At 70.7% G+C, this 17,593-nt stretch carries 21 protein-coding genes and 1 pseudogene; 12 read left to right on the forward strand and 10 right to left on the reverse strand.

Features of this window, described 5'->3' with window-relative positions; translation table 11 throughout:
• The first annotated feature begins 34 nt into the window (after positions 1–34).
• Entirely contained in the window at positions 35–1,297 is a 1,263-nt protein-coding gene (locus ACIBVQ_RS38015) for an MFS transporter (protein ID WP_399183652.1), read from the forward strand.
• Between the two features lie 13 nt (positions 1,298–1,310).
• Here ACIBVQ_RS38015 and ACIBVQ_RS38020 read toward each other — a convergent pair whose 3' ends face one another.
• From ACIBVQ_RS38020 to ACIBVQ_RS38030, 3 genes are all read right to left on the reverse strand, one after another.
• Complete coding sequence (locus ACIBVQ_RS38020) at positions 1,311–1,967, reverse strand: maleylpyruvate isomerase N-terminal domain-containing protein (RefSeq protein WP_399183654.1); 657 nt, start codon at positions 1,965–1,967, stop codon at positions 1,311–1,313.
• Between the two features lie 73 nt (positions 1,968–2,040).
• Positions 2,041–3,108: an epoxide hydrolase family protein gene (locus tag ACIBVQ_RS38025; RefSeq protein WP_399183656.1), complete on the reverse strand. Its 1,068-nt coding sequence runs from the start codon at positions 3,106–3,108 to the stop codon at positions 2,041–2,043.
• Positions 3,105–3,803 (reverse strand): alpha/beta fold hydrolase, encoded by a 699-nt coding sequence (locus ACIBVQ_RS38030; RefSeq protein ID WP_399183658.1) that lies wholly within the window; start codon positions 3,801–3,803, stop codon positions 3,105–3,107. The genes ACIBVQ_RS38025 and ACIBVQ_RS38030 overlap by 4 nt, the downstream gene beginning before the upstream one ends.
• A gap of 85 nt (positions 3,804–3,888) precedes the next feature.
• Here ACIBVQ_RS38030 and ACIBVQ_RS38035 point away from each other — a divergent pair, with 85 nt between their 5' ends.
• The gene (locus ACIBVQ_RS38035; RefSeq protein ID WP_386197097.1) at positions 3,889–4,827 is read left to right on the forward strand and encodes a helix-turn-helix transcriptional regulator; all 939 of its coding nucleotides are present in this window, start codon (positions 3,889–3,891) and stop codon (positions 4,825–4,827) included.
• Between the two features lie 78 nt (positions 4,828–4,905).
• On the opposite strand, the gene ACIBVQ_RS38040 is transcribed toward ACIBVQ_RS38035, so the two are convergent.
• The gene (locus ACIBVQ_RS38040) at positions 4,906–5,550 is read right to left on the reverse strand and encodes a LysE family translocator (RefSeq protein ID WP_399183660.1); all 645 of its coding nucleotides are present in this window, start codon (positions 5,548–5,550) and stop codon (positions 4,906–4,908) included.
• Positions 5,551–5,785: 235 nt separating this feature from the next.
• Between ACIBVQ_RS38040 and ACIBVQ_RS38045 the strand changes: the two genes are divergently transcribed.
• Complete coding sequence (locus ACIBVQ_RS38045) at positions 5,786–6,277, forward strand: VOC family protein (protein ID WP_362913013.1); 492 nt, start codon at positions 5,786–5,788, stop codon at positions 6,275–6,277.
• 51 nt (positions 6,278–6,328) lie between these two features.
• On the opposite strand, the gene ACIBVQ_RS38050 is transcribed toward ACIBVQ_RS38045, so the two are convergent.
• Positions 6,329–7,057 carry a DUF4184 family protein gene (locus tag ACIBVQ_RS38050; protein ID WP_399183662.1) on the reverse strand — a complete coding sequence of 243 codons (729 nt, stop codon included), beginning with the start codon at positions 7,055–7,057 and terminating at the stop codon, positions 6,329–6,331.
• Between the two features lie 44 nt (positions 7,058–7,101).
• On the reverse strand, positions 7,102–8,220 hold the full coding sequence (locus ACIBVQ_RS38055) for a WD40 repeat domain-containing protein (RefSeq protein WP_399183664.1): 1,119 nt from the start codon (positions 8,218–8,220) through the stop codon (positions 7,102–7,104).
• Between the two features lie 185 nt (positions 8,221–8,405).
• On the opposite strand from ACIBVQ_RS38055, the gene ACIBVQ_RS38060 reads away from it, so the two are divergent.
• A complete protein-coding gene (locus tag ACIBVQ_RS38060) occupies positions 8,406–8,930 on the forward strand; it encodes a hypothetical protein (protein ID WP_399183666.1) in 525 nt (174 codons plus the stop codon).
• Between the two features lie 39 nt (positions 8,931–8,969).
• On the opposite strand, the gene ACIBVQ_RS38065 is transcribed toward ACIBVQ_RS38060, so the two are convergent.
• Entirely contained in the window at positions 8,970–10,049 is a 1,080-nt protein-coding gene (locus ACIBVQ_RS38065) for a cation diffusion facilitator family transporter (protein WP_399183668.1), read from the reverse strand.
• Between the two features lie 71 nt (positions 10,050–10,120).
• Here ACIBVQ_RS38065 and ACIBVQ_RS38070 point away from each other — a divergent pair, with 71 nt between their 5' ends.
• The 5 genes from ACIBVQ_RS38070 (at position 10,121) to ACIBVQ_RS38090 (ending at position 12,382) form a co-directional block, all read left to right on the forward strand.
• Positions 10,121–10,477 carry a metalloregulator ArsR/SmtB family transcription factor gene (locus ACIBVQ_RS38070; RefSeq protein WP_362913003.1) on the forward strand — a complete coding sequence of 119 codons (357 nt, stop codon included), beginning with the start codon at positions 10,121–10,123 and terminating at the stop codon, positions 10,475–10,477.
• Between the two features lie 60 nt (positions 10,478–10,537).
• The gene (locus tag ACIBVQ_RS38075) at positions 10,538–10,990 is read left to right on the forward strand and encodes a MarR family transcriptional regulator (protein ID WP_352012243.1); all 453 of its coding nucleotides are present in this window, start codon (positions 10,538–10,540) and stop codon (positions 10,988–10,990) included.
• Between the two features lie 189 nt (positions 10,991–11,179).
• Positions 11,180–11,533 (forward strand): DoxX family protein, encoded by a 354-nt coding sequence (locus ACIBVQ_RS38080; protein ID WP_399183671.1) that lies wholly within the window; start codon positions 11,180–11,182, stop codon positions 11,531–11,533.
• Positions 11,534–11,746: 213 nt separating this feature from the next.
• The gene (locus tag ACIBVQ_RS38085) at positions 11,747–12,154 is read left to right on the forward strand and encodes a hypothetical protein (RefSeq protein WP_352012241.1); all 408 of its coding nucleotides are present in this window, start codon (positions 11,747–11,749) and stop codon (positions 12,152–12,154) included.
• A 9-nt stretch (positions 12,155–12,163) separates the two neighbouring features.
• Positions 12,164–12,382 carry a helix-turn-helix transcriptional regulator gene (locus ACIBVQ_RS38090; RefSeq protein ID WP_399183673.1) on the forward strand — a complete coding sequence of 73 codons (219 nt, stop codon included), beginning with the start codon at positions 12,164–12,166 and terminating at the stop codon, positions 12,380–12,382.
• A 20-nt stretch (positions 12,383–12,402) separates the two neighbouring features.
• Here ACIBVQ_RS38090 and ACIBVQ_RS38095 read toward each other — a convergent pair whose 3' ends face one another.
• Positions 12,403–13,542 carry a helix-turn-helix domain-containing protein gene (locus ACIBVQ_RS38095; protein ID WP_399183675.1) on the reverse strand — a complete coding sequence of 380 codons (1,140 nt, stop codon included), beginning with the start codon at positions 13,540–13,542 and terminating at the stop codon, positions 12,403–12,405.
• A 261-nt stretch (positions 13,543–13,803) separates the two neighbouring features.
• Between ACIBVQ_RS38095 and ACIBVQ_RS38100 the strand changes: the two are divergent.
• Together ACIBVQ_RS38100 and ACIBVQ_RS38105 are read left to right on the forward strand one after the other, a co-directional pair.
• Positions 13,804–14,313, forward strand: a pseudogene (locus ACIBVQ_RS38100) (helix-turn-helix domain-containing protein); the annotation flags it as partial.
• 73 nt (positions 14,314–14,386) lie between these two features.
• Positions 14,387–14,722, forward strand: a complete 336-nt coding sequence (locus tag ACIBVQ_RS38105; protein ID WP_399183677.1) for a hypothetical protein — start codon at positions 14,387–14,389, stop codon at positions 14,720–14,722.
• A 50-nt stretch (positions 14,723–14,772) separates the two neighbouring features.
• Here the strand turns inward: ACIBVQ_RS38105 and ACIBVQ_RS38110 are convergent, their stop codons facing one another.
• The gene (locus ACIBVQ_RS38110; RefSeq protein ID WP_399183679.1) at positions 14,773–15,138 is read right to left on the reverse strand and encodes a hypothetical protein; all 366 of its coding nucleotides are present in this window, start codon (positions 15,136–15,138) and stop codon (positions 14,773–14,775) included.
• Positions 15,139–15,153: 15 nt separating this feature from the next.
• On the opposite strand from ACIBVQ_RS38110, the gene ACIBVQ_RS38115 reads away from it, so the two are divergent.
• Entirely contained in the window at positions 15,154–15,453 is a 300-nt protein-coding gene (locus tag ACIBVQ_RS38115; protein WP_399183681.1) for a hypothetical protein, read from the forward strand.
• Positions 15,454–15,532: 79 nt separating this feature from the next.
• Here the strand turns inward: ACIBVQ_RS38115 and ACIBVQ_RS38120 are convergent, their stop codons facing one another.
• The gene (locus ACIBVQ_RS38120) at positions 15,533–17,071 is read right to left on the reverse strand and encodes an alpha/beta hydrolase (protein WP_399183683.1); all 1,539 of its coding nucleotides are present in this window, start codon (positions 17,069–17,071) and stop codon (positions 15,533–15,535) included.
• Between the last annotated feature and the right edge of the window lie 522 nt (positions 17,072–17,593).

Genomic DNA, 17,593 nt, shown 5'->3' on the forward strand with positions numbered 1-17,593 from the left:
CGGCAAATTCGAACATGATGGTGTGGAGGAACGGATGTCTCTTGATCAACTCACCGCCGCGAGCCATGGCCGTCCGCCGCGCCGTGACCCCCGCCGGGAAAGGCGCGCCCCGCAGGACGCGGGCCTCGCAGGACGATGGAGATTCTGGGGTACGGCGTACACGTTGCTCATCCTGCTGACCGGAACGAACCTGCCGACCCCCCTGTATCGGGGCTACCAGGCGGGCTTCGGCTTCTCCCCGTTGGTCGTCACATTGATCTTCGCCACGTACGTGGCCGTGTTGATTCCCTCCCTGCTGCTGGCCGGTCCGCTGTCCGACCTGCTCGGCCGCCGCACCGTGCTGCTGTCGGCGGTGGCGCTCGCCGCGCTGGGAGCGTTGCTCTTCGCCCTGGCCACGAGCACCGGATGGCTGTTCGCCGCCCGTGCCCTGCAGGGCGTGGCGCTCGGCGTGGCCTCGGGCCCGCTGACCGCGACGCTGACGGAACTCGAACCGAACGGCGACCGCCGCAGGGCCGCGCTGGTGTCCACCGTGGCCACCGTCGGAGGGCTCGGCCTCGGCCCCGTGCTGGCCGGGCTGCTCGCCCAGTACGCCCCCGCGCCGCACGTCCTGCCGTTCGCGGTGGAGATCGCGCTGCTGGTTCCCGCGGCGGTGACGATGGCCGCGCTGCCGGTCATGGCCTCGGGCATCCGGCGCGGGCCCCACCTCCCCGAGATCCCCGCCGCGGTGCGCTCCATCTTCGTGACCAGCGGTACGGCGAGCTTCCTCGCGTTCAGCGTGATGGGGCTCTCCCTCGCCCTCGTCCCCACCTATGTCGCGATCCTCTCCGGCAGCGGGAACCTGTTCCTGGCCGGTGCGGCGGTGGCGCTGATGCTGCTGTGCTCCGCGCTCGCCCAGCTTCTCGGGTACGGCAGGCAGGCCCGCGACCTGGAACTGGCCGGCCTGCCCCTCCTGGCCACCGGACTGGTACTGCTCGCCCTCGCCGGTGGCCTGTCCTCGCTGCCGCTGCTGCTCCTGGCGGCGGCGACCGGCGGCACCGGCCAGGGGCTCACGTTCCTCGGCGGTATCACCGCGGTCAACCAGGCGGCTCCCGCCGAACACCGCGCCGACGTGCTGTCCACCTTCTACGTGATCATCTACCTCGGCGTCGGGGTGCCGGTCATCGGGGTCGGCTTCCTCGCCACGGTCTCCGGGCTTCTCTTCGCCGTGCAGTGCTTCGCCGCCGTGGTCGCCGTGGCCTGCGTGGTGATGCTGATCGTCCTGGCCCTACGACGTCACCGCTCCCCCACCGCCGGCTGACGCGGGCCTACGGTCACCCCAGGACGAACGGGAGCCGCGCCGCCAGTTCCCCCAGATCATCCTTCTCCCCGTCGGTCGGGACACGCCGCCCGGTGCCGACCAGCAGCGCGTCCTCGTCGGAGAACGAGGCGGGGAACGCGGCTCCGGCGATCTCCTCCAGCATCTCGCGGGTCCGGGCGAGCCCCTCGGCGGGAGGTCCCGCCACGTGCGGCAGGTGCGCCACCAGGTCGAGGTGGTGCAGCGTCCACTCCAGCACGTACGCGGAGAGGTAGTCGCCCGCGGTGAGGACCTGGCCCTGGGTACCGACCCGCCGGTCCGGGTCGGCGAGCTCGGCGGCGCGGCCGGCGGCTGAGCCGACGTCGTCGAGATGGAATTTGAGCAGTTCGGGCTCCTGGTAGGCGGCGGCCAGCCGCACGATCAGCGCGTCGAGCGGGTCGTCACCGGTCGGGGGTTCCGTGGCGACGTTCCAGTAGGTCACCGCGTCGCGGGTCGGCTCCGATTCCACGGGGGTCACGAGGGTGATCAGGACGTCCTGGGCGTCGATGATCAGGTGGCACACCAGATCCCGTACGAGCCAGCCCGCGCAACCGGACGGCCGCGCGAAGTCCTCGTCGGGGAGGTCGGCGACCGCCGTACGTAACGCGCTCCAGGTATGAGAGAAGAGATCCACTTCGGCACGGTAAGACGACGCGGCGACGTGAGGCAACCACATATCGGACCGTCACGCGAACGCGGCGACGCCGTCACCGGTGGGTGGCGAAGAACGCGCGGATGTCGTCGGCGAGCACCTGCGGTTCCTCCTGCGCGGCGTGGTGGCCGCCCTTGGCGTACTCGTTCCAGCGCACGACGGCGCCGTGGTCGCGTTCGGCGAGCGGGCGGATCGAGGGGAAGAAGTCGTCGGCGAAGCAGGCCACTCCCAGCGGGAAGGACGACCGCTCGGCGGGCGGTCTGCGCCCGTGATAGCCGACCAGGGCCGAACTGCCCGCGCTGTCGGTCAGCCAGTGGATCGTGGCGTTGGTGAGGATGTAGTCGTCGCTCACCCCTTCGCCGAAGAGCTGCAGGTTCCAGGCCAGCTGCCCGGCCGGAGAGTCGGCGAGCGCGTGCGCGAGGGTCTGCGGCCGGGTGGCCTGAAGGGTCAGATAGGCGCTTCCCCCGGCCATGAAGCGCTCCAGGGCGGCGAGTCTCCCCTGGTCGTCCGGCCCCAGCGCGGCCCGCTCGGCCGGATCGCCGGAGGGCAGAGAGAAGACCTGGGTGACGTGCACTCCGGCGACGCGGGGCTGGTCCAGGCGTCCCAGCTCGATGGAGACCAGGGGGCCGACGTCGTTGCCGTGCGCGCCGTAGCGCTCGTATCCGAGCCTCCGCATCAGTTCCGCCCACGCCGCGGCGACCCGGCGGCGGTCCCAGCCGGGCTCCCCCGGCGCGCCGGAGAACCCGAAGCCGGGCACCGAGGGGACGACCAGGTGGAAGGCGTCGCTCAGCCGTTCGATCAGCGGCAGATACTCCACGACCGACATGGGCCAGCCGTGGGTGAGGATGAGCGGAAGGGCGTCCGGCCGGGACGAGCGGATGTGCAGGAAGTGCACGTCGAGACCGTCGATCTCGGTCGTGAACTGCGGATGGGCGTTGATCCGCCGCTCCCAGAGGCGCCAGTCGTAGCCGTCACGCCAGTACTCGACCAGCCGTCGCACACGTTCGACGGGCACGCCGAGCCCGGCACCGGGCAGGGAACGGGTGAAACGTGTCCTGACCAGGCGGTCGGTCAGCTCGTCCAGGCTCGCCTGGGGAACCTCCACATGGAAGGGGCGTGTCATGACCGGGCCGTCTCGTCCAACACCCGGGCCAGCTCGACCGGCCTGGTGATCATCGGCCAGTGCCCGGAGTCCAGGACGACCATGTCGTGGTCCGGAAGGTCCGGCGGGTCGCCCGGGTCACCCGCGCAGACGATGTAGGTACGCGGCAGTTTCCGCACCGCGCCGAGGTCGTCCGGCGCCGGGTCCTGGAGGGTGCCGACCGGCTGGCCGACACCGCGGGCACGCAACCACGCGAAGTCCTCGGCGGTGAGTCCGTGGTCGCCGAAGTTGGCGTCGATGATCTCGTCGCTCATCACGGAGATCCGCCCGTCCTGGACGGTTTCCATGATGGCCTCGACGGTGGAGGCGGGGATGATGTCGAACAGGCTTCTGCCCGGTTCGGGCAGGGAGGCGGCGACGTAGACCACCCGGGCGATCCGGTCGGGGATCGCGTTGGCGGCGATCGTGGCCGGGGCTCCGCTGTAGGAATGCGCCACGAGCACCACCTCCCTCAGGTCGGCGTACTCGATCGCGGCCGTGATGTCACGGGCGTGGGTGGTGAGCGTCGTGGCAGACGAGCCCAGGTGGGCGCGGTCGCCGAAGCCGGTGAGCGTCAGCGGGTGCACCTGGTGGCCGTGTGCGGTCAGCAGCGGCGTGACCCGCTCCCAGGCCCACGCGCCGAGGAACGAACCGCCGACAAGAACGATGGTCGACACCTGGTCGACTCCTTTCGATCGATCTCCTGTGGCACAACGCTAGGGCGGATTGTGGACGATTTCTGCCCTCATTAGGATCGGGTTCATGTCCCGTCCGGCAACCCGTGTCCTGGCGCTGTTGGAGATCCTCCAGGACCGCGGCCTGGTGCCCGCCGACGAACTGGCCCGGCGCCTGGCCGTCGACGCACGTGCCGTCCGCCGGTACGTCACGGCCCTGCGCGACATGGACATCCCCGTCGAGTCGGTCCGCGGCCGTTACGGCGGCTACCGGCTCGCGCACGGCGTGCGCCTGCCGCCCCTGATGCTCTCCGACGACGAGGCGGTGGCCGTCGCCGCCGCGCTGGTCACCGGCAGGCACGAACCGGTGGGCGAGCCGGGCCCGGCCGACCGGGTGCTGGTCAAGCTCAACCGCGTCCTGCCCGCCGCGTTACGCCGGCGTGTCACCGCGCTGGTCTCCTCGACCTCCGCGACGACGGGCCCGCTGACCCCGGACCCGCACCTGGTCCTGACGCTGGCCGCGGCCGTCCACGCGCGTCACACCGTACGGATCGAGCACACCCGCGGCGCGCGTGAGGTGGACCCCTACGGGCTCGTCGTGCACGGGCGCCGCTGGTATCTGGTCGGGCACGACCACCTGCGCGACGCCGTCCGCATGTACCGCCTGGACAGGATCGGCGCCGCCGCGGAACTGCCCGCCCGGTTCACCCCTCCCGAGGGGTTCGACCCCACCGACCACGTCATGCGGACGATGACGCTCGGGGCCTGGACCCACCGCACCGAGGTGTGGATGGACACCGACCTTGAAACCGCACGCGACCGGCTGCCCGCCCCCTTCGGCGACCTGTACCCCTGCCCGGAAGGCGGGGTTCTCCTGGTCAGCGGGGCCGAGGACCTGAAGGCCATGGCGCGCGTCCTGACCGGTCTGCCCTGGTCCTTCACCGTCAGGAACCCGCCCGCCCTGGTCACGGCGCTCACCGAGCATGTCGCCTCCCTCGCCCAGGCCGTGGCCCGCTCCCAGTCGTAGAAGGTCACGGCCCCGTACGGCACTCGCGGGTTGTCCGGTGGACGAGAGCGGCGTCGGCGAACCGCTCAGGCCGGAGTGTCAGCGGCTCTCGACGGCCATCCGCAGGCCCAGGGCGACGAGGACCGTGCCGCTGACCGCTTCCAGCCTGCGCCGGATCGCCGGGCGGCGAAACCACGCCCCGGCCCGTCCGACCACGGCCGCCAGTGCCAGGTACAGGACGATCTCGATGGCCACCTGGACCGCGGCGAGCAACGAGGTCGTGGCGAACAGCGGCCGGTCGGCGGGTACGAACTGGGGATAGAAAGCGATCATGAAGGCGGCGATCTTCGGGTTGGCCAGCATCACGACCGCCCCCTCACCGAACGCCTTCCACCAGGACGGCGACGATCCGGGCCCAGGCTCCTCCGCCACCGTCTCCCCGGCCCGCGCACCGCGCCACGCCGTACGCCAGGCCCTGAAGCCGAGGTACAGCAGGAAGCCGCCGCCCACCACGCGCAGGATCAGGTAGGCCACCTCGGAGGCGGCGACGAGGGCGGTGAGCCCGGTGGCGGCGAGCAGCGCCCACGCGTACAGGCCCGCCTCCAGGCCCAGCACCGTGGGCACCGCGCCGGAGAAGCCGTGCAGGGCCGCGCGCCGCAGGATCAGCGCCATCGCGGGCCCCGGTGAGGCGGAGATCAGCACGACGGCGAGGACGAAGGCGGGCAGCGAGGAGAGGAGGTCCATGGAGGGCATCATGATCGTCCATATATCGCCCGTTCAACGGATTTAGTGCCATATACAGGTTTCTGCCGGGACCTCGCCGACGGCCGGGAAGGCGACGGCGGGAACACTCTTTACCCCCCTGGAGTGGGCGTCCTCCCCTGCGGGGGAATCGTTTCATGGCGGGTTCTTTCGGGACCCGACCTGCGCTGATCAGCACCACCGCTGAGAAGGCAGAGTGCGAACGGGGGTAGGGATCATGACCGTTTCCAGCGCTCCGATGAACCTCACCCGAGCCGCCCACGTTGGGATCTCGGTCTCGGACCTGGACGCGTCGATCGCGTTCTACAGGGCCCTCACCGGACGGGAGCCCGTCGTCGCGGACGAGACCATGCACAGTGTGCCCTTCGGCGAGGCACAGGGGCTGCCCGTCGCGAAGCTGCGGTACGCCACGTTCAATCTCGACAACGTCGGCATCGACCTCATCCAGTTCCAGGACCCGGTCGGGGAGCGGACGAACGGGGCGGCGAACCGTCCTGGCTCGATGCATCTGTGCTTCAAGGTCGACGACTTCGACGCGGTGTACAGGCGTATGAAAGAGGCCGGGTACGACTTCCTCGGCGAGGACTACACGTTCATCGCGGGCGAGGTCACTCCTGACGCGGCACTCGGCACCCAGGTCGCCTACTTCAACGATCCTGACGGCACCAATCTGGAGATCATCCGGCCCAAGGGAGGTTTCTCCAACTGAGACCGCCGATCCGGCCAGGCCGGTCCGGCCGGATCCGGGAGCGGCCGTGGATCAGCTCCTCGTCCGGGACGGGGCCAGGCGAAGGAAGGCGGCGTAGGCCAGCAGCACCAGCACGACCGCGTCGATCGCCAACGTCACCAGCGACCGCACCACCAGCCCGGCGCCCACCGTCACGATCAGCCCGGCCGCCAGCACTCCCATCGCCGCCGGCAGCGCCAGCCGTACTCCCAGGCCCGGCTGGGACACCGGTTCGCTCAACGGCCCGCGCCACAGCCACCAGCAGGCCGAGCCCAGCGCCGTCAGGGTGATCAGTGAACCGACCAGGTGCACCCCCTCGGACTCCATCAGCACCACGTCCCCGGCGGCGAGCAGCCACTCGTCCACCAAGCGGTCCCACAGCAGGTGGGTGGCGATTCCGACGGCGGCGGCCACCGGCCACCATGCCCAGTGCGCCGCCCGTCCCCGGCCGCGGCGCCCCATCCTGCGGGCCAGCGCCTGGGGCAGCAGGGCACGGACCGGGGTGGCGCACACCGTGATCACCCCGGCCAGGATCAGCGCCATGACCAGGTCGAAGACCATCGACCCCGTCTCCATCCGGTGGGTCTGCCCGGCGTCCCGCAGCGGGGACCATGGCGCGGAGACCGGAACGAGCGCATCGGTGAGCCCGTAGGGGACGAAGTAGGGAAGGTCGGGGACCATCGCTCCTGCGGCCAGCGCCGCCGGCGGCAGGAACCGGCGCAACGGGATCGCGACAACAGGATGAATAAGGGTAAAAGGCACGAAATGGCACACTATCGGCCATGGCGGGGTGGTGTTGACAATGGTCATGAGCCCCCGGTGGGCGCCGGACCATCGGTCCGCCCGCGGGTCCGCAGGTCCCACAGCCGGACCGTGCCGTCCTCGTCACCGCTGAGCAGTACCTGGTCGCCGTTCACCGTGCCCGCCGCGAGCGCGGTCACCGCCGTCCCGGGTCGAACGGCCATCTCCGCCAGGACCGCACCGTCGGCGGGGTCCCGTAGCTGGATCGGAGCCCCGGCGACCCGGCCCGTGACAAGGACGGGTCGCCGGCCGTCCAGGGCCACGGTGAACGAGGGGAAGGAGAAGAGCCGGGCGTCCTCCTGCCGGTTCTCGACGGACGGGCCGAGCTCCTGCCGCCTTTCGAGATCCCACCGTCTCAGGCCGTAGTCGGAGCCCGTGACGAGGGTGGGCCGCCCGTCGAGGGTGAGCACCTGGAACCGGTCGAAGCTCTCGGCCTCCTGCCTGGCGGGCAGGACAGCACCGGTCCTGTGACGTGTGGTGAGATCCCACAGCTGCGCGTGGCCGGGATCGTCCCCGTGGTTGTCGACGGCGACGACGAGGATCGGCCGGGAGCGCACCCGCGCCGACGCCAGTGCCGTGATCGCCGTGCCCGCTCCGGTGTCCAGGCTCCCGGCGGACGTGCCCGAGGTCAGGTCCCAGATCCGGACCCGGCCCCGGCGGTCGCCGGTGAACAGTGCGGGAGCCCCCCGAAGGGCGCCGAAGGCGAACGCGGAGACAGGTGCGGGAACGTGGAGCAGCTCCCTGCGGGTGTCCAGATCCCACAGGCGCCCGCCGTACCCGCCGACGGTGAAGACCACCGACCGGCCGTCCAGCTCGGCGACGGCGGCGCGGTCGCCGGGCAGCGGCCCCGCGGCGGGTTCCAGGGCGGGCAGCCACCGGACCCTGACCAGCCCGTCGGCCCCGGCGGTGACGGCCACGTCCCTGCCCCGCGACCTGCCGAAGGCCACTGTCCGGACGGCGGATCGGACAGCGGCCCGGCCTCCGGTGCTCGCCCGCGGACCGTCCTCTGGCGCATGTGTCCTGGAGGGCGTCGTGGTCACGGAGGAGCACCCGGCGAGGCCGGCGGCGCAGACCCCGGTGACCACGGCGGCGACGATCGATCGCCGGAGCGGCAGTCTGGGCATGCCCCTTTCTCCCAGACGGAGGTCCCACGGGCAACAGGACCCCGCTGTTCGCATTACCGGTTCCTGTACGGACTTGTACGGATAATTCGGCCGGGCTTTCACCGGTCGCGGCGCCTCGTCAGCGTGGTTCCGGCAACGCCCCGTCACGAAGCGCACAACTCCGTACGAGCAGAGAGGAACCCCCGTTGTCCAGAGCCATCAGGACCGTGGTCGCCGCCACGGCGCTGTCCTGCGCCCTCGCGCTGACGGTCACGGCCGCCAACGCCGTGCCCAGCTCCCAGAACGGCACGCAGACCAGCGCGCAGTTCTTCGCCGGGGAGAGCGCTCCCTGGACCGCCCAGACGGTCGGGGCCTGGGGGAACATCCCGACGGCGTCCGTCAACGTCACCGTGCCCGCGGGGACGACCCGGTTCGTCGACGCCCGCTTCACCGCCGAGTCTCTCTGCGTCGGCGACCCCAGCGCGTGGTGCTCCGTGCGCGTCGTCGCGGTCAACTCCGCGGGAACGACCATCGAGCTGCAGCCGGTCACGAGTACGGACTACAGGTTCGACACCCCCGGCGGCGCCGAGGAGGCGCACGCCCTTGAGCGCTTCTCCCCCTCGCTGGGCCCCGGGACCTACACCGTCCGGGTGCAGGCCCTGCGCATCACCGGCATCACCCAGTTCGCCCTGGACGACTACGCGTTCGTGGTCGGCCTCGTCGAGCCCTGAGGTGTGGGGGAACGGCACCGACCATCGGTGTCCCCGCGGTCAGGTGTGCGCCGCGAGGACCGCGTGGTGGTCGGTGCCCTCCGGCCCGTCGGGATCGGTGTGCACGGTGGCCGCCCGCAACCGGGGCAGCTCGTGGATGAGGTGGTGTTCGGCCTCGACCGCCACCGCGTGCGCCCGCACCAGCGACAGTTCGTGACCGACCACGATGTCGACCTCCGCGCGCAACGCGTGCCCGATCCAGCGCAGCCGTATCGAGCCGACACGCTTCACACCCGCGACCCGGGCGACGATCTGCTCGGCCTGTTCGACCAGGGAGGGATCGACCGCGTCCATCAGCCGGTGGTAGACCTCCCGGGCCGCGTCCCTCAGCACGAAGCAGATCCCCACTGTGATCAGCAGGCCGACGACCGGGTCGGCGAGCGGCCAGCCGAGCGCGGCGCCGCCCGCGCCGAGGAGGACGGCCAGGGAGGTGAAGCCGTCGGTACGGGCGTGCAGGCCGTCGGCCACCAGGGCGGCCGAGCCGATCTCACGGCCGACCCTGATCCGGTAACGGGCCACCCACTCGTTGCCGAGGAAACCGACCACGCCCGCGACGGCCACCCAGCCGAGCGCCTGGACGTTCTCGGGGACGATCAGGCGCCTGATCGCCTCATAGGCGGCCATGCCCGCCGAGGCGGCGATCAGGATCACGATGACGATCCCGGCCAGGTCCTCCGCCCGGCCGTACCCGTAGGTGAACCGGCGCGTGGCCGCCCGCCGTCCCAGCGAGAAGGCGATCGCCAGCGGGACGGCGGTCAGCGCGTCGGCGACGTTGTGCAGGGTGTCGCCCAGCAGCGCCACCGACCCCGAGGCCGCCACGATCACCGCCTGGACCAGCGCGGTCACCATGAGCACGGCGAAGGAGATCGCCAGCACACGCATGCCACGGGTGCTGGACTCCAGCGCCACGTCGGTTTTGTCGGCGCTGTCGTGACTGTGCGGGATGAAGGCGTGCCTGGCGCGGGCAAGCAGTCCACGACTCCCGCCATGCCCATGCCCATGCCCATGCCCATGTCCGTGGCCGTGGCCGTGGCCGTGGGGATGGTGGTGCGGCTCGTGGGGGGTGGTGTGATCGCTCACGACAGCTCCAGTCTGTGCGAATCGGGGTGAGCCGGTTGGACGGCGGACCGCCCATCCCTCATTATGTGCAGATGAGCGCACGCATGCACCTATCAGGTGCGCATGACTCGCAAGAGCGTGACCAGGGCGAACGTCTGGCCGTCGCCGCCGACATCCTGTCCCTGCTGGCCGACCGCACCCGCCTGGCCCTGCTGCGGCGGCTGTCAGAAGGCGAGGCGGACGTGACGACGCTCACCGCCGCCTGCGACCTCGCCCGCCCGGCGGTCAGCCAGCACCTGGCCCGCCTTCGCCTGGCCGACCTGGTCACCACCCGAAAGGAGGGCCGCCGCGTGATCTACGCTCTGCGTCACGGACACCTGCGGCGTCTGGTGGACGAGGCACTCAACGCCGCCGACCACCAGCTCGGGCACCTTCCCCCACACGACTGAACGCGCCCCCGAACCACCTCGCCGCCCGGGAACCACGCCGGGCGTGAAATAGTTCAGGGCGTGGCGGATATCCGAATCGAGTGGCCGGACCCGGAGGGCCAGGAGATCGTGGAGCGTCTGTTCGCCGTGGCGGCGGCCCTGCGCGTGAACTTCGAGGAGACCGCCGCCCATGTCGGGCTCACCGTTCCGCAGGCCCAAACACTGATCCACCTCCAGGAGCCCCAGCGCATGGGAGGGGTGGCCGCACATCTGCGCTGCGAGCCGTCCCACGTGACCGCGATCGCCGACTCCCTCGAACGGAGCGGCTTCCTACGCCGGGAACCGGACCCCGAGGACCGCAGGGCCAAGCGGCTTCTCCTCACAAGCCGTGGACACCAGCTCAGGGACCGCCTCCTGGCCCGCCTGTTCGAAAACGCGCCGATCATCTCGGTGCTCGACGCCGGCCAGCGGACCGAGTTGCTCTCGCTGCTGCGCACGGCCCAGTCGGCGACCGGACCCGGCACCCGGAACTGAGCCCCGGAGGGGCCCGCCTCCACGGTTCGCCCGGCACCGTCGGGCGGTGTCATCGCTGCCTGGAAGCCGTTCGTCCTTGACGTGGCGAGACCCTTTGGCCCTGGTGGGCCCCCCGCCGCCATGCGAGAAACAACTTCTGATAGAAAACAGTTCAATCATTGAAGTAATTTCCGTGAGGAGATCGCGGCCATGTTCATCGCCACCGCCGTCCTGTCCGTCCTGCTGGCCCTCGCCTTCGCCGGAGCCGGCTTCCCGAAGGCCTCCGGCAAGGAGGAGATGGCCGCCCAGCTCGGCAGACTCGGCGTGTCCGCCGGGTTCATGCGCGCCATCGGCGCGCTGGAGATCATCGGGGCCGTCGGCCTGATCGCCGGGCTGTGGGTCGGAGCCCTCGGCGTGGCGGCGGCGATCGGCCTGGCGCTCCTCATGGCCGGCGCCGTCGCCACCCACGTCAAGGCCCGTGACGCCGCCAAGGGTAGCCTGCCCTCCCTGGTCCTGCTGGTGCTCAGCGCGGTCACGGCCGCCCTTGGCCTGGCCGCCCTCTGAGTCCTCCTCCGCGCGGAGCGCCCACCCGGTCCTCGTTTTCCTCGGAAGCACCCTCGGCGGTTCGGAGCGCGGGCCGGAGAACACCGTGGTGGCCGTCGGAACGGATGGCCAAGACCATCTCCCGGAGGGTCTGGGGACGTCGAAATGTAAAGCACACCTTCCATAAGGTCATGGACGCTTTACTTCATGGAAGGTGTGCTTTACATTCGTTCTATGGCAAACCAGATACAGCAGGACCAGCTGACACGTGCGGCCCGGCGCGCCGTACTCATCGACGGCATACCCGTGTCCACTTTGGGGGTGATCGCCCTGGCCCTCGGCAGCAACCCCGACCAGAGCACCGCCCAGAAGGCCTGGTGGATCGCGACCACCATCGTGTTCACCCTCGCGATCGCCTGGGTGCTGCTGCGTGCGTTCCGGCGCGCGGACGAATACCTGCGCAGGATCCAGCTGGAGAGCATGGCCGTCGCGTTCGCCGCGGTCCTCGTGGCACTGCAGGTGGCCACCCTGCTCGACGCCGCGGGTGTCGTACGGCTCCAGCAGCTCGCGCAGGTGATCCTTCTCGGCGGTGTGGCGACATGGCTGCTGATCGCGGACCTGCGCACCCGCCTGAACCGGTGACGGCCCACCATGAAGAACCGACTGCGCGAACTGCGTGCGGCCCGCCGATGGAGCCAGGCCGACCTGGCCGACCGGTGCGAGGTCTCCCGGCAGGCCATCAACGCCATCGAGACCGAGCGGTACGACCCCAGCCTGCCCCTGGCCTTCACCATCGCCGACGTCTTCGGCCTGACCATCGAGGAGATCTTCCAGCCCGACCGACCGGAAGCGACGGACAACCCGATCTGACGCCGAGTCCTTTCAAAAGGTCAGGTGGCGCGGATTCCGCGGCTCCTCGGCGGTTTCGAGGTCGCCGGGACATCGACGCCGGGTCGGCCTCCCCACGGCTTGAGCATGTCGTATGACGACCGGGAGGGCGTTTCCGGTTCCTGTTGTCCGATGAGGTGGATGCGGTGACGGTAATCGATCGGAGAGATCTCGTAGGCGGCGCGAAAAAGACGACTGAAGTGCGCGTTGTTGGCGAATCCCCAGCGAGCGGCGATGGCGTGGACGGGCCGGAGCCGCAGAGCGGGGTCGGCCAGGTCATGGCGGCAGCGTTCCAGGCGGCATGAGCGGATCCAGGCGGCCACACTCAGCCCCTGATCCTGAAAAAGCCGGTGCAGGTAACGAACGGAGATCTGGTGTGCCGCGGCGATGCCCGCGGGGCACAGCTCCGGGTCGCTCAGATACCGCTGGATGAACGCGTGGATGTGTGCCCGCAACATCTGACGGGGCGACTCGGTCTTCGGGAAGGAGCCTGCTTCGAGGATGTGAGCGCAGGTCGCGGCGACCAGGTCCAGGGTGATCATGGACAGCCGGGTGGCGTCGGCCGCGCTGCAACTGGAGGTGTGCCGGGCCAGCTCAAGGATGTGCCGGCGCAGCAGGGCGCCGACCCCGGCCGAGCAGGGCAGGTTTCGACCGGCGAGCCGTACCAGAGAGTCGGCGGGCAAGGGCATCAGTACCTTGGGGATGTACAGGATCACGATCTCGGCACCACCGGTCACGTCGGCCAGCAGGTGGATGTGGAAGGGCTGGGTGGTGTCGTGGAACAGCAGGTCCCCCGGGCCCGCGATCACCTGCCGACTCCCCAGATCCAGCTGCTCGGCTCCGCGCAGGGGCAGCGAGAGGCAGTACGTCCCGGGGGCCGAGCGGCGGATCAGTGTGTCGGCGCGCCAGACCTGCGACGGCGGGAACGAAAGCCATGACAGGTGCAACGCCCCGAGACCGATCCGGCGCACGACGGCGTGGGACGCCTCTTCGTGGTCGCCGAGGATGACCGCGGGAGGCCGTCCGCCGACCGTTTCCCGGCGCCGGACGAAACGGCCGGCGGATGGTTCGTGGTCACGGAAAACGGGCTCGGCGTTCACCGTGGAAGTCGTTGGCTGCCCGCCGCACTCGTCGAGGCGCAAGAAAGCCTCCAGCTCGTTCTTCGGAAGACGTGTCTTTTCCTTTCTCGACCATAGGTAGCCGCCGGAGAGGTTGTTGCGCAGGTCAGGCCCCGGTGCGCAACAAAAAGAATCCGATCGGCGCAGGCCGCAATTCTCTGACGGGCGCACCCGAAACCACGCAGCCGATCCGGTGAAGGCGCGCCACGGTTGCCGCTGTTTCTCGGCCTGAGTTAATTTGACGGCTCGGTCGACCTCTCGGCGCCGAGGCGGAGGGAGCACTGGATGGGCCGGAGTGAGACTCCCCTGGATCCCACCGCGGGGGTGGTCCAACGTTTCGCCTACGAGCTCCGTAAACTGCGGCAGGAGGCGGGTGGTCCCACCTACCGGGAAATGGCCGACCGGGCGGGATATTCGGTCAGCGTGCTGTCGCGGGCGGCGTCCGGGCAGCGGCTGGCGTCCTGGCCTGTGGTGGAGGCCTACGTACGCGCCTGTGGCGGAGACGTGGCCGACTGGCGGACGCGCTGGCGGCAGGCGGCCGAAGAACACGCCTCCCCCACCGCCGGTGAGGAGGAGCGGACCGCACCGTACCAGGGGCTGAGGCACTACGACGTCGGCGACCGTGACCGCTTCTTCGGCAGGCAACGGTTGCTGGACCAGGTGACAGGAATGCTGGAGCGGCGGCGTCTGGCCGCGGTGTTCGGCCCGTCGGGCAGCGGCAAGTCCTCACTGCTACGCGTCGGCCCGATCCTCGCCGCCCGGTACGGTGCCCTGGGCGAACCTGTGCCGGCCGTCGTGACGCTCACTCCCGGTGCCCACCCGATGCGTGAGCACGCCGGCACCTTCACCGCCTTCACCCGGGCTGATCGTGGAACGCGCCCTGACCGACCGGATCATCGAGGACGTGGCGGGAGAGGCCGGTGGGCTGCCGCTGATGTCACACGCGCTGCTGGAGACCTGGCGACGCCGCCGTGGCACTCTGCTGACCCTGGAAGGCTACGAACGGGCCGGCGGAGTGCACGGGGCGATCACCGCCACCGCCGAGCAGGTTTACACGCACCTGTCTCCCGAGCAGGCCGACCAGGCCAAGCGGGTGCTGCTGCGGCTGGTCAGCCCGGGTGAGCAGGCGGCCGACACCCGATGCCCGCGGTCTCCTAGGGGTGCCACCGGAATACGGCGGAAACGGGCCGCGCCGGGACGCTGACCGGACAAAACCTGTGTCCTGTCCGGTTCCTGGATTGACGTCTGACCAGCTCAGCGCAGTGGAGCCGCCGCGGGAGCCAATCCGGCCTCACGCCGGGCACGGCCGTCCACAGCCGAAACCCCGGCTTCCACCCCCACGACCTGACGTGCGATCTCCGGCGGACGTGGCCCGTTTCCGCCGCCTTTCGGTGGCACCCGAGGGCCTTGGCGTGCGTTCCGGTTCCATTGCAGGTCCATCCCCGAAACCGACTTCGCGGCCGTCTCACTGTTGCTGTCGGCCATGGGCCGCAAGGTCGTGCGCTGCGGTGACCCGGGTGCCAGCCAGGCCGCGAAGATCTGCAACAACATGATCCTCGGCGCCTCGATGATCACCGTCAGTGAGGGTTCGTCCTGGGCGAGCGTCTTGGCCTGGCCCACCAGGCACTGTCCGACGTGGTCTCGACGGCCTACGGGCGGTGCTGGGCGCTGACCGCCAACTGCCCGGTCCCCGGGCCTGTTCCGGCCGGCCCCGCCAACCGCGACTACCGGCCGGGATTCGCCGCCGCTCTCATGGCCAAGGATCTCGGGCCGACCGCCGGCGCCGACCGCTCCAGCGGGTGGCCGCCGAGCTTGGTCGGCGCGCGGCCGATCTGTGCGCCGCCACCGCGCTCGACCGCGACCCCGGTGTCGGCTGCATCGTCGTCACCGGCTCCGAGCGGGCCTTCGCCGCCAGGGCCGAGATCAAGGAGATGAGGCGGAAAGTGCGCGTGCACCGGTTCTCACCGAATCGGAATCCGATCTACCGGCGCACGGCGGTCCACAGGCGACGGCCCTACAGCGGCCCCGCGGAAGGTATGTACGGCAAGGGCGTGGAGCGGGTGTTGGCGTCGGCCGGTGGCGGAGCCGGGCAGAAGCGGTCCCGCTCGGGCAGTACCCCGGTGGCGAGAAAGGAGTTCATCGCCTCGTCGGCGCAGCTGCCCAGCCCGGCGACGCCGTGACCGCCCTGGTCGACCGTGATCATGACGGCCCGCCGTCCAAGCACGGCGCGCAGGCCGCGCGCGCTCACCAGGGGCGTGACCGAATCGCGGGTGTTCTGCAGGATCAGCACGTTGCGCGGACCGTGACCGGTGACCGTCACCGGCGGCTCCACGGGCCGGGTGGGCCAGGCCGCGCACGGCCAGAGGTTCGAGGGCATGCCCGCCATCGCCGGCCACGCCCGCCGGTCGGCCGCGACCTGCCGGGCGTGCAACGCCACATTGCGCGGCCAGGCGACGTCATCGCAGAACACCGCGTAGAGAGCGGCGATGCGGTTGTCCGCCGGTGTCTGCGCCGTCCCGCCACGGGTGGCCCCAGTGGCGGAGATCAGCCGATTCAGCCGAGCCAGGACGGCAGGGTCCACGGGGTCCGCGGTGTTCACGGTGGGTCCTGAGACGGCGGCCGCGATCTCCTGCCAGAGCTCGGCCATGAGCGGGAAGAAGCCGTCGAAGTAAAGCCCCACTCGGGTGCTCTCGCGCAGGGCGTTGCCGTCGAACACGGAGCCACCCGGGATCGGCAGGGGCTGCCGGTCAAGGGCCGAGGTCAGCCGGTCGTAGGTGCGCCGCACCTCCTCCGGTGTCGCGCCGAGGTGGTAGACGGCGTCCCGCTCGGCTGCGAAGGCGAGCAGGTCGGGCAGGCGCGTCGCGACCGCCTGGTTCCAGCCCCGCAACATGTCCCGCCACACCAGGCCCGGGTCGACGGCGCTGTCCAGCACGATCCGGTCACCGCGTCCCGGGAACAGCGACAGGTAGACGGCTCCCAGGTAGGTGCCGTAGGAGGTGCCGAAGTAGGACAGTCCCGGCTCGCCGAGCGCGGCTCGGATACGGTCCATGTCCCGGGCCGCGTTGGCCGTGGTGATGAACGGAAGCAGGTCGCCGGAGTGCTCGGCGCAGGCGGCTGCGGTGTCCCGCGCGAAGGCGAGGTTGCGCTCGATGCCGCCGTCCGGCGCCGGGTAGGGCAGCCGCAGTGTGAACAACCTCGTGGGATCGAGGCCGCAGGTGACCGGGGTGCTGTGGCCGACCCCTCGCGGATCGAAGCCGATCAGGTCGTAGCGGTCCAGGACCTCCGACGACAGAACGGCCGCCAGCCGACTGGGCAGGTCCAGACCGCTATCGCCCGGGCCGCCCGGGTTGGACAGCAGGATCCCGCGGCGCGACCCGGGTCGCGCCGTGCCGATCCGGGAGATCGCGATCTCGATGCTCCGCCCGCGCGGGGCGCGGTAGTCCAGCGGCACCCGCAACGTCGCGCACCGCTGGCGCGGGTCACGCGGGATGCCGTCGGGCGCCGCCGGCGGGCATTCGCCCCAGACCGGAGTCGTCTGCCCGGCTTGGGCCACCGCTGGCTCCGGGGTGCCGATCCGGGCCCCGGCCGACGTGGGCGCGCCCGCCGTCACGGTGGCCGCTGTCGCCGTGGCGATGAACAATGTCAGGATTGATCGCAGACTTAATCGCACTGATACCCCTTTGCGAAAGGAACAGATGTTTTCTCGATTGCCATGAATGGGCGCCGCCGGGTATGCGAGCCTCTTCGCTTGATCGCGCGGAGAAACAGGGGCCGCGGTTCACGGTGGGGAGTCGGGCAGGCGGGTACCGCCGGTGACTCCCTCCGTCCAGCGATGCAGGCCGAAGCAGGCGGAGCCGCCGGCAGCCGATGCGGCGGCTCGGACGCCGCCTGATCGACCGCCACGTCGGTGTCGTGTGTCTGGCGACGTGACCTCTGCGGCCGGGTCGCGGTCATGACGAGGCCGGTGCCGCCGCGCCGGACGTCAGAGCCGCCTGTACGATGCGGATCGCCTCGCCCGCGTCGAGGCCGACGCTGGCGATCACGGCCGCGTACTCGGCGGCGGCCCGGCGGGCCC

The sequence above is a fragment of the Streptosporangium sp. NPDC049376 genome, assembly GCF_044466505.1.
In the GTDB taxonomy this organism is placed as follows: Bacteria; Actinomycetota; Actinomycetes; order Streptosporangiales; family Streptosporangiaceae; genus Streptosporangium.

Bases quoted from the DNA above. Each gene is read 5' to 3' on its own strand.
- ACIBVQ_RS38045 (WP_362913013.1), top strand. From the start codon at position 5,786: ATGACCGTTTCCAGCGCTCCGATGAACCTCACCCGAGCCGCCCACGTT.
- ACIBVQ_RS38080 (WP_399183671.1), top strand. From the start codon at position 11,180: ATGTTCATCGCCACCGCCGTCCTGTCCGTCCTGCTGGCCCTCGCCTTC.
- ACIBVQ_RS38090 (WP_399183673.1), top strand. From the start codon at position 12,164: ATGAAGAACCGACTGCGCGAACTGCGTGCGGCCCGCCGATGGAGCCAG.
- ACIBVQ_RS38015 (WP_399183652.1), top strand. From the start codon at position 35: ATGTCTCTTGATCAACTCACCGCCGCGAGCCATGGCCGTCCGCCGCGC.
- ACIBVQ_RS38085 (WP_352012241.1), top strand. From the start codon at position 11,747: ATGGCAAACCAGATACAGCAGGACCAGCTGACACGTGCGGCCCGGCGC.
- ACIBVQ_RS38070 (WP_362913003.1), top strand. From the start codon at position 10,121: ATGAGCGCACGCATGCACCTATCAGGTGCGCATGACTCGCAAGAGCGT.
- ACIBVQ_RS38040 (WP_399183660.1), bottom strand. From the start codon at position 5,550: ATGGACCTCCTCTCCTCGCTGCCCGCCTTCGTCCTCGCCGTCGTGCTG.
- ACIBVQ_RS38025 (WP_399183656.1), bottom strand. From the start codon at position 3,108: ATGACACGCCCCTTCCATGTGGAGGTTCCCCAGGCGAGCCTGGACGAG.
- ACIBVQ_RS38035 (WP_386197097.1), top strand. From the start codon at position 3,889: ATGTCCCGTCCGGCAACCCGTGTCCTGGCGCTGTTGGAGATCCTCCAG.
- ACIBVQ_RS38055 (WP_399183664.1), bottom strand. From the start codon at position 8,220: ATGCCCAGACTGCCGCTCCGGCGATCGATCGTCGCCGCCGTGGTCACC.